General features: G+C 69.5%; 4 protein-coding genes, 1 tRNA gene and 1 rRNA gene. 2 read left to right on the top strand and 4 right to left on the bottom strand.

Features of this window, described 5'->3' with window-relative positions; all coding sequences use genetic code 11:
* Positions 1–89: 89 nt before the first annotated feature.
* Entirely contained in the window at positions 90–5,600 is a 5,511-nt protein-coding gene (locus ADL29_RS15815; RefSeq protein WP_078971030.1) for a HAMP domain-containing protein, read from the bottom strand.
* A 298-nt stretch (positions 5,601–5,898) separates the two neighbouring features.
* Between ADL29_RS15815 and ADL29_RS15820 the strand changes: the two genes are divergently transcribed.
* Both ADL29_RS15820 and ADL29_RS15825 read left to right on the top strand, forming a co-directional pair.
* On the top strand, positions 5,899–8,529 hold the full coding sequence (locus ADL29_RS15820) for a SpoIIE family protein phosphatase (RefSeq protein WP_107094987.1): 2,631 nt from the start codon (positions 5,899–5,901) through the stop codon (positions 8,527–8,529).
* A gap of 191 nt (positions 8,530–8,720) precedes the next feature.
* On the top strand, positions 8,721–9,767 hold the full coding sequence (locus ADL29_RS15825; RefSeq protein ID WP_053924285.1) for a YncE family protein: 1,047 nt from the start codon (positions 8,721–8,723) through the stop codon (positions 9,765–9,767).
* A gap of 59 nt (positions 9,768–9,826) precedes the next feature.
* Here the strand turns inward: ADL29_RS15825 and ADL29_RS15830 are convergent.
* From ADL29_RS15830 to rrf, 3 genes are all read right to left on the bottom strand, one after another.
* Positions 9,827–9,902: transfer RNA gene (locus tag ADL29_RS15830), tRNA-Thr, on the bottom strand.
* Positions 9,903–9,965: 63 nt separating this feature from the next.
* On the bottom strand, positions 9,966–10,643 hold the full coding sequence (locus ADL29_RS15835; protein ID WP_053924286.1) for a DegT/DnrJ/EryC1/StrS family aminotransferase: 678 nt from the start codon (positions 10,641–10,643) through the stop codon (positions 9,966–9,968).
* Positions 10,644–10,758: 115 nt separating this feature from the next.
* A 5S ribosomal RNA gene (rrf, locus tag ADL29_RS15840) occupies positions 10,759–10,849 on the bottom strand; the annotation flags it as partial.

Here is a 10,849-nt window from a genome sequence, read left to right on the forward strand (position 1 = left end):
GGTTCCCCGAATACCGCGCTTCCACACGTCCGCGGCAACAGTGAGTCAGCACGCGATGATCCTCTTTCGGCTCCATACTGGATGCACCGTCACCTCGCGCGCATCCATTGCTCCATGACCGACAACAGATGATCGGTATCCACCGGCTTGGTCACATAGTCGGAGGCTCCGGAGTCGATGCTCTTCTCCCGGTCGCCCTTCATCGCCTTCGCGGTCAGCGCGATGATCGGCAGCCCGGCGAACTGCGGCATCCGCCGGATCGCGGAGGTCGTCGCATAGCCGTCCATCTCCGGCATCATGATGTCCATCAGCACCAGGACGATATCGTCGTGCTGCTCCAGCACCTCGATGCCCTCCCGGCCGTTCTCGGCGTACAGCACCGACAGGCCGTTCTGCTCCAGGACGCTGGTGAGCGCGAAGACGTTACGGATGTCGTCGTCGACGATCAGCACCTTCTCGCCGTGGAAGCCGCCCCCGAAGCCCGGCTCCACCAGATCCTGGCCGTTGCCGATCCAGGGCTCCTCGGCGGGCTGCTGCGTGGTCGGCTCCGCCGGCTGGCGGGGCGTCTGCTGCGGCGGGGTGGACACGGGCTGGCCGCCCGGCAGCGCGAACCGCCGTGCACCGCCCGAAATCCCGCGCCGACGGCGCCGGTTGAGGCTGGAGGCCATCCCCTCCTCCGGCAGCGTCTCGGGCTCGGGCTGCCGCCCGACCTCCACCTCGCGCGCCTCCGCGTCCATCGCCAGCCCGCCGGCCACCAGCTGCGGGTAGCCCTGCGGCGGCAGCCCGCCCGGGTTGTGCGGAAGGTAGAGCGTGAAGGTGGAGCCCCGGTTGGGCTCGCTCTGGGCGTGGATCTCGCCGCCCAGCAGCCGGGCGATCTCCCGGCTGATGGACAGGCCCAGGCCGGTACCGCCGTACTTGCGGCTGGTCGTGCCGTCCGCCTGCTTGAACGCCTCGAAGATCACCCGCATCTTGCTGGACGCGATGCCGATACCGGTGTCGGTCACCGAGAACGCGATCATGTCGGCGTCCGGATCCCGCAGCGACCCGTGCTCCAGCAGCTGCTCGCGGATCGCCACCGGCACGTCCGCACCGGCCGGCCGGATCACCAGCTCGACGGCTCCGGTGTCGGTGAACTTCACCGCGTTGGACAGCAGATTCCGCAGCACCTGCAGCAGCCGCTGTTCGTCGGTGTGCAGCGTGGCCGGCAGCTCCGGGGAGACCCGTACGGAGAAGTCGAGTCCCTTCTCCGCGGTCAGCGGCCGGAATGTCGCCTCGACATAGTCGACGAGCTGGACCAGCGCGATCCGCGTCGGACTGACGTCCATCTTGCCCGCCTCGACCTTCGACAGATCGAGGATGTCGTTGATCAGCTGCAGCAGATCGGATCCGGCGCCATGGATCGTTTCGGCGAATTCGACCTGCTTCGGGGAGAGGTTCCCCTCGGCGTTGTCGGCCAGCAACTTGGCCAGAATCAGCAGGGAGTTCAGCGGTGTGCGCAGCTCGTGCGACATGTTCGCCAGGAACTCCGACTTGTAGCGCATGGAGACCGCGAGCTGCTCGGCGCGCTCCTCCAGGACCTGCCGCGCCTCCTCGATCTCGGTGTTCTTCACCTCGATGTCGCGGTTCTGCGCGCGCAGCTGCTCGGCCTTCTCCTCCAGCTCGGAGTTCGACAGCTCCAGCGCCTTCTGCCGGCTCTCCAGCTCCGCCGAGCGCTCCCGCAGCTGCTCGGTCAGCTCCTGCGACTGCTTGAGCAGCACCTCGGTCTTGGTGTTGACCGAGATGGTGTTGACGCTGGTCGCGATCATCTCGGCGATCTGGCTGAGGAAGTCCTTCTGGATCTGGGTGAACGGCTGGAACGACGCCAGCTCGATCACCCCGAGCACCTTGTCCTCGAACAGCACCGGCAGCACGATCACATTCGCCGGCGGCGCCTCGCCCAGCCCGGACGCGATCTTGAGGTAACCGGAGGGGACGTTCTCCACCAGGATGGTGCGCCCCTCCTCCGCCGCCGTGCCGATCAGCGTCTCACCGGGCTTGAAGGTGGTGGGCATACCGCCCATGGAGTAGCCGTACGAGCCCATCAGCCGCAGCTCGTACGCGCCCGGCTCGCCGCCGTCCGCACCGATCTCCTGAGTCTCGGGCTGGGCCGCGAGGAAGAACGCCCCGTGCTGTGCGGAGACCGCGGGCGACAGCTCGCTCATGATCAGCGTGGCGACGTCCTTGAGATCCCGCCGCCCCTGCATCAGACCGGAGATCCGGGCCAGATTGCCCTTGAGCCAGTCCTGTTCCTCGTTGGCGAGGGTGGTCTCGCGGAGCGTGGAGATCATGGTGTTGACGTTGTCCTGGAGCTCCAGGATCTCGCCGGCCGCGTCCACGTCGATGCGGACGTTGTGGTCGCCCAGGGTCACCGCCGCGGCGACGGCGGCGATCGCCCGCACCTGACGGGTCAGGTTGCCGGCCATCTCGTTGACGGACTCCGTCAGGTCCTTCCAGGTGCCGGCCACGCCCCGCACCTGCGCCTGACCGCCCAGCTGGCCTTCCGTACCCACCTCGCGGGCCACCCTGGTGACCTGCTCGGCGAAGGACGACAGCTGGTCGACCATGGTGTTGATGGTGGTCTTCAGCGCCAGGATCTCGCCCCGGGCGTCCACGTCGATCTTCTTTGTGAGATCACCCTTGGCCACTGCCGTGGTGACCATCGCGATGTTACGGACCTGGCCGGTGAGGTTGTTGGCCATGGAGTTCACCGACTCCGTGAGGTCCTTCCACGTACCGGCGACACCGGGGACGCGGGCCTGGCCGCCCAGGATGCCGTCGGTGCCCACCTCGCGGGCCACGCGGGTGACCTCGTCGGCGAACGACGACAGGGTGGTGACCATCGTGTTGACCGTGTCGGCCAGCTGCGCGACCTCGCCGCGCGCCTCGACCGTCACCTTCTTCGTCAGATCGCCGTTGGCAACCGCCGCCGAGACCTGGGAGATGTTGCGCACCTGGATGGTCAGGTTGTTGGCCATCAGGTTGACGTTGTCGCTGAGGTCCTTCCAGATGCCGGTGACACCCGGAACCCTTGCCTGGCCGCCCAGTTGGCCTTCCGTGCCGACCTCACGGGCGACCCGCGTCACCTGCTCCGCGAACAGCGACAGCTGGTCGACCATGGTGTTCACGGTCGTGACGAGTTCGAGGATCTCGCCCTTCGCATCGACAGTGATCTTCTTCGACAGATCACCGCGCGCGACCGCCGTGGTCACCTCGCCGATGTTGCGCACCTGCGAGGTCAGGTTGTTCGCCATGAAGTTGACGGACTGGGTGAGGTCCTTCCACGTACCGCTGACGCCCTGCACCTCGGCCTGGCCGCCCAGGATGCCCTCGGTACCCACCTCGCGGGCGACCCGGGTGACCTGCTCCGCGAAGGACGACAGCTGGTCGACCATCGTGTTCAGGGTGTTCTTCAGCTCGAGGATCTCGCCCCGGGCATCCACATCGATCTTCTGCGACAGGTCACCGCGCGCGACCGCCGTCGCGACCTGCGCGATGTTACGGACCTGGGCCGTCAGGTTGCCGGCCATACCGTTCACGGAATCGGTCAGATCCCGCCAGACTCCCGCGACGCCCGGCACCTGCGCCTGACCGCCCAGCCGGCCGTCCGTGCCGACCTCCCGGGCGACCCGGGTGACCTGCTCGGCGAACGCGGAGAGCTGGTCGACCATCGTGTTGATGGTGCTCTTCAGCTCCAGGATCTCGCCGCGCGCGTCGACGTCGATCTTCTGCGACAGGTCACCGCGCGCGACCGCCGTCGTCACCTGGGCGATCTGCCGCACCTGCGAGGTCAGGTTCCCCGCCATGAAGTTGACGGAGTCGGTCAGTTCCTTCCAGGTGCCGCTGACGCCGTCCACCCGGGCCTGCCCGCCCAGCCGGCCCTCCGTACCCACGTCCCTGGCCATCCGGGTGACCTGGTCGGCGAAGGACGACAGCTGGTCCACCATCGTGTTGACGGTGTTCTTCAGCTGGAGCATCTCACCGGAGACGTCGACGGTGACCTTCTGCGACAGATCACCGTTGGCGACCGCCGTCGTCACCTGCGCGATATTGCGCACCTGGCCGGTGAGGTTACGGAAGGCCGTGTTCACGGAGTCCGTGAGGTCCTTCCACGTACCGGCCGCGCCCGGCACCGCCGCCTGGCCGCCCAGCTCACCCTCGACGCCGATCTCCCGCGCCACACGGGTCACTTCGGAACCGAACGCCGAGAGCTGGTCCACCATCGTGTTGACGGTGTTCTTCAACTCCAGCATCTCACCGGCCACATCGACGGTGACCTTCTGCGACAGATCACCATTGGCGACCGCCGTGGTCACCTGCGCGATGTCCCGGACCTGCCCGGTGAGGTTACGGAAGGCGTTGTTCACCGAGTCGGTGAGGTCCTTCCACGTCCCCGCCGCGCCCGGCACCTGCGCCTGCCCGCCGAGCTGTCCCTCGGCCCCGACCTCGTTGGCCACTCGGGTCACTTCGTCCGCGAAGGTCCGCAGCGTCTCGGTCATGGTGTTGATGGTGTCGGCGAGCTGCGCGACCTCGCCGCGCGCACTGACCGTGACCTTCTGCGACAGATCGCCGTTCGCGACGGCGGTGGTGACCTGGGCGATACCGCGCACCTGGGCCGTCAGGTTGCCGGCCATGAGGTTGACCGAATCCGTCAGGTCCTTCCACACCCCGGCCACACCGGGCACCTGCGCCTGGCCGCCGAGCTCGCCCTCCGTACCGACCTCGCGGGCCACCCGCGTCACCTCGGAGGCGAACGAGGAGAGCTGGTCCACCATCGTGTTGACGGTGTTCTTCAGCTCCAGCATCTCGCCGGCGACATGCACCGTCACCTTGCGCGACAGATCACCCTTGGCGACCGCCGTCGTCACGAGAGCAATGTCACGCACCTGAGCGGTGAGCCGGGACGCCATCGTGTTGACGGATTCCGTGAGATCCTTCCACGAACCCGACATTCCACGCACTCGCGCCTGCCCGCCGAGCTTGCCCTCCGTACCGACCTCACTGGCCACCCGGGTGACCTCGTCGGTGAACGCGGACAGCTGGTCGACCAGCCCGTTGACGGTGCGCCCGACCTTGAGGAACTCCCCCCGCAGCGGATGCTCCGACGAGCTGTCCGAGCTGCGCGACCGCAGATCCATCCGCTGTTCCAGGTCGCCCTCGGACACCGCGGACAGCACCCGACCCACCTCGGAGACCGGCCGTACGAGATCGTCCACCAGGGCGTTCGAGGCATCGATGGCCGCCGCCCAGGAGCCCTCGGCCGCGCCGACCTCCAGCCGCTCGGTGAGCTTCCCCTCACGGCCGACCACTCTGCGCACCCGCGCCAGCTCGCCGGTCAGATGCAGATTACGGTCCGCGACCTCGTTGAAAACGGCCGCGATCTCCGACATGACGCCTTCGCCGTTGACCGTGAGCCGCTTGCGGAAGTTGCCGTCCCGCATGGCGACAAGAGCGACCAACAGCCGATTCAGGGCAGCCGTGTCCACCTCGGTCGTCCCGTTGTTCCGGGATCGTCCGCCTTTCGCGCGCGTGCTTGCGCCCCGCGCCGCTGCGCCAGACTCCACCGTGTCCCTCCCGCAGGGTCGACCGTTCTACCCGGGCTTTCTCTTGGTACTTGCCCAGTGTTTCACCATGGCCCAACGAGGCCATAACAGTTCGGCAGCATCGCATACCGTCCGGGGCACGATTAGGGCGGAAACACATGTGACCGGCATCCTCGGACGCGGCGAAGGTAAGTAACCTGGCATACGGCTGTCCACCCGCCCGGCAGGCCGGCGCGGGCGGTGGCCAAGCACAACAGGTATTCGGAGGGGCGCCGCGACCATGGGGGAGCAGATCACCGACACACGTATGAGGAGACCAGTGATCACCGCGCGGGCCGCCGCCACATTCGAGCCGGTCGGGCGCTCGGTCGCCACTGCCCGTGCGTTCGTCAGGGACACCCTCCAGGGCTGGGGCTACGCCGACATCGTCGACGACGCCGTCGTCCTCACCAGCGAGCTGGTCACCAATGCCGTGGTGCACGCCGGCACCGCCGCCGATGTGCTGTGCCTGCGCACGGACGGCGGCGTACGGATCTCGGTCGCCGACCGCTACCCCGAACGGGAGATCCCGGTCCGGGGCGCCCGCCAGGCCATGGTCCACCCCGACCGCGAGGGCGGCCGCGGCCTGCTCCTCTGCGGCGCGCTGGCCGCCCGGTGGGGCGTGGAGTACACCGCCGCCCAGAAGCACGTCTGGTTCCAGCTGGAGCTCCCCGAGCGCCCGGCCGGCACCCGCTCCGCCGGCCCCGCGCTCCCGGTGGACGCCCTCCCGGCCACCGACACCCGCGTCCGCGTCGCCGTCGTCCAGATCGACCGCACCGGCTGCATCAGCTTCTGGAACGACGACGCCCAGGACCTCTTCGGCTACGACCAGGAAAAGGTCATCGGCAAGCCGGTCACCGACTTCGCCGCCTGGCCGCACACCCCCGGCACCGGCACCGGCATCGCCGAGGCCCTCGAGCTCTCGCGCTGGGAGGGCTCGTACGGCATAAGGGGCGCCGACGGCCGCGTCGTCCCCGTCTACGCCTCCCACCTGCGGGTACGCGACGCCGACGGCGAGGCCTCCACGGTCTGCCTCCTGGTACGCGATCATGAGCGCGCCATCCTGCAGAGCCCCCAGCGCAGCCCCGCCCCGGACGCCGCATCGCAGACCGCGCCGTCCGAGGGCCGCCCCTCCGACCCGTTCGAGGTCTTCATCGGCTCCCCGGCCCCCGATGACCTCGACGGCCTGCTCCAGCGCACGGTCGAACGCGCCCGCGACATGCTCGACGGCGACGCCGCCTACCTCCTGCTGGCCACCGACGACGAGACCGAGCTGGAGGTCCGCGCCTCCACGGGCCTGCCCTCAGCCCGCCAGCGCTTCGCCCGCGTCCCCGTGGAGGCCGGATCCGGACGCTACGGCTCCGCCCGGATGCCCGCCGTCCACGAAGACCTCACCGCCGTCCCCGGCGCCGTACCCCTCCTCTCCGGTACGGGCATGCGCTCCGTCGTCACCGTCCCCCTGAAGGTCGAGGGCCGCCTCACCGGCTCCCTCGGCGTCGCGGCGGAGGGCCCCGGCCGCTATACGAACGAAGAGGCCCTCCGCCTCCAGTTCGCCGCCGACCGCATCGCCCTCGCCGTCGAACGCGCCCGCCTCACCGAACTGGAAAAGCTGCGCCGCGGCTCCCTCTCCTTCCTGGTGGAGGCCTCCGACCTGCTGGCCGGCACCCTCGACCGGGACCAGACCCTGGCCCTGATGGCCCAGATGACCGTCCCCACCCTCGCCACCTGGTGCGCCGTCTACACCGTCGCCGACCAGGCCTCCGAGCCCGAGCTGTCCTACGTCCTGCACGAGGACGAGGACCGCATCGACGGACTCAAGACCCTCCTGATGAAGGTCGACCCGCCCGAGCCGGTCCCCACCCCGGGGGCCCGCGTCTGGACCGCCCCCGGCGACGCCGCCCACGACGCGGCCCTGCGCACCTCCATGCGCAGCCTGGGCCTGGGCAACGCCGCCCGCCCCTCCACCGGCCCCGGCGCCACCCTCGCCACCGCCTCCGCCGTCGGCGGCGAGACGGTCGTCCTGCCCCTGGTGGCCCGCAACCGCGTCATCGGCATGCTCACGCTCGGCAAGCCCACCGAGGAACACTTCCGCCAGGAGATCCTCGAACTCGCCGAGGACCTCTCCCGCCGCGCCGCCCTCGCCCTGGACAACGCCCGCCTCTACTCCGAGCGCACGGCCATCAGCCAGTCCCTCCAGCGCAGCCTGCTGCCCCCGGAACTGCCCGACATCCCCGGCGTCGAGGCCGAGGTCATCTACCGCGCGGCCGGCGAGGGCAACGAAGTCGGCGGCGACTTCTACGACCTCTTCCCCATCCGCGACGGCGCGTACGGCTTCGCCATCGGCGACGTCTGCGGCACGGGCCCCGAGGCCGCCGCCGTCACGGGCCTGGCCCGGCACGCCCTCCGCCTCCTGGCCCGCGAGGGCTTCGGCGGCCCCGCCGTCCTCGAGCGCCTCAATGCCGCCATCCTCGACGAGGGCGCCCGCAGCCGCTTCCTGACGCTCCTTTACGGCGAGCTGTGGCCCCAGCCCGACGGCAGCGCACTGCTCAAGGTCGTCTGCGCGGGCCACCCCCTGCCGCTCCGCCTCCGCCAGGACGGCACGGTCGAACCGGCCGCCGAACCCCAGCCCCTCCTCGGCGTCATGGACGACCTCGAACTCTACGAACAGACCGTCACCCTCGACCCCGGCGACGTCCTCCTGTGCGTCACCGACGGCGTCACCGAACGCCGCGAGGGCACCCGCATGCTCGGCGACGACGGCCTCACCGACGTGCTGACGACCTGTACGGGCCTGACGGCCGGCGCCGTCGCCGCCCGCGTCCTGCGCGCCGTGGAACGCTTCGCCGCCGAACCGGCCTCCGACGACATGGCCATCCTCGCCCTGCGCGTCCCCGGGATCCCGGCCGGCTGACCGAACGGAGCAGCCGCCGGGCGGGCCTTGCGCCCGGACCGTCCCTCCGGGCCATACGGTCCGGTCCTGTGGTCCGCCTCACAGCCCGCCGGCCGCTCCCCCGCGATCACCAGCACCCTTGCGTACGGTGCACGGCAGCCCTGCCCGCAGTGCATTGGAGTCATTCCCAACAGCCGCCCACGATACGGACCATGACTCCCACCACCGCTGGCTCACCCGGCGACCAACTCGCCGTCGTCAGCCAGACCGGCCCCACCGTCACCTTCTTCGACGCCGCCACCCACGAGCGTCTCGGCGTCCTGGAGGTGCCGCCACAGCCGCACGAACTCTGCTTCGACCCGGACCACCGCCTGTTGTACTGCGCCAGCACCTACCGGTCCGGCTTCTACCACCTCAACGAGGGCCGCGCCCACGAGATCACCGTCATCGACGTCGACACCCGCACGATCGTCGCCACCCTCGACACCACGCCCGACCACGCCCCGCACGGCCTGGCCCTCGACCGCGCACGCGCCCGCCTGTACGTGAGCGTCGAGGCCACCGACACCGAGCCCGGCGGCGTGCTGATCATCGACACCCGCACCCATGCCCGCCTGGGCCGTATCTCCACCCTGGCTCCCGGCCCGCACTGGTTCGCCCTCACCCCCGACGGACGGCACGGCTACACCACCAACAAGGAAGCCCCGTTCGTCTCCGTCGTCGACCTCGACCGCGGCGTCCTGACCGACCGCATCCCGGTCCCCGGCAGCGAGGGTCTCACCCTCGCCCCCGACGGCCGCCATCTCTACGTCGCCACCCCCAAGGCCGACTTCGCCACACCGCCCACCACTCCCCCGAGCATCCACGTCATCGACACCGCCACCCACGAGACCGTCCGCACCCTCCCCACCAAGGGCCAGGTCATGCCCGTCCACGCCACCTCAACGGGCATGCTCCTCGCCGGCGAACTGCGCCCGGACACCGCCCCCGGCGGCCCGCTCGGCGCCCAGCTCCCCGGCGTGCTCACCGTCTTCGCCCCCGACACCCTCGCGCTCGTCGGCGAGGTGGAGGTCGGCCAATTCCCCCTCACCATCACCTCTTCCCCCGACGCCCGCCTCGCCTATGTCTCCGGAAACCTCTCCAGCACCGTGACCGTCGTCGACCTCCAGACCCTCCGCCCCGTCACCACGCTGGAAGTCGACCGCACCGACATCTCCGGCGCCCACGGCCTGGCCTATATCGCATCCCCGCACAGCTGACACACGCGCCGGAGGCGAATACGACAAAGGCCCCCGCCAGTTGGCGGGGGCCTTTACTCTGGAGCCCCAATACGGAATCGAACCGTAGACCTTCTCCTTACCATGGAGACGCTCTGCCGACTGAGCTATTGGGGCGCAGCGACAGAAAGAATACTACCCGATCTCCGCAGTGCTCCGAACCGCCACGCAGCCGCGCGCCTAAAAGGCGGGCTGCAGCAATCCCCCCAGCGCATTGCAGGCGCTGACCATCTTCTGCAACTCCCGCCGCGACACATTCCCGTCCAATGGCAGCGCCAAGGTCTCATCGACGGCGCGCTCGGTCTGCGGCAGGAACACATCGCGCCGCAGCCCCGGCATCCGATACACCGGCGCGCGTACGGGAACCCGGCAGGCAACGCCCTTGGCCCGCAGCGCATGCGCAAACGCATCCCGGTCCGGCCGTCCGTTCCCCGGCACCCGCACCACATACTGCTCATACGTGTGCCCCGCCGCAGGCGCCGGCGTGCCGACGCCGTTGAGCCGTCCGTCCAGGTACGTCGCCAGCGCGCGCCGCCGCTCCACACCCTCGGACCGGGCCTCCGGCTCGTCCTCGACCAGCACCAACAGCCCGTGCCGCTGCCCGATTTCACGAATCCACCCGGCGTCGGCCCGGCGCCCGAACCGGTGTATCGCCACCACCGCCGCCGTCCTGCTCGTCACCACATCCGCGACCGCGGCCGGGTCGAGGCAGTAGCTGTCGGCATCCACATCCGCGAACACCGGCACGGCACCCAACTGCACCACGGCCTGCGCCACTTCGGCGTTGCCGTAAGCCGGCACCACGACCTCGTCACCTGCACGCACACCGGCGGACTTGAGCGTTCCTACTGTCCCCATGACGCGGATCCTGGCGACGCGAGGTGAACGACACGTTACGCCTCCCACCCGATAATCAGAACAAAAAAGCTCCGGCTCCTGAACCAGAGGGTTCAGGAGCCGGAGCTCAAAGATTGTTCGGCGGCGTCCTACTCTCCCACAGGGTCCCCCCTGCAGTACCATCGGCGCTGAAAGGCTTAGCTTCCGGGTTCGGAATGTAACCGGGC

Origin of the sequence: Streptomyces chattanoogensis (genome assembly GCF_001294335.1) — a bacterium.
Lineage (GTDB): Bacteria > Actinomycetota > Actinomycetes > Streptomycetales > Streptomycetaceae > Streptomyces > Streptomyces chattanoogensis.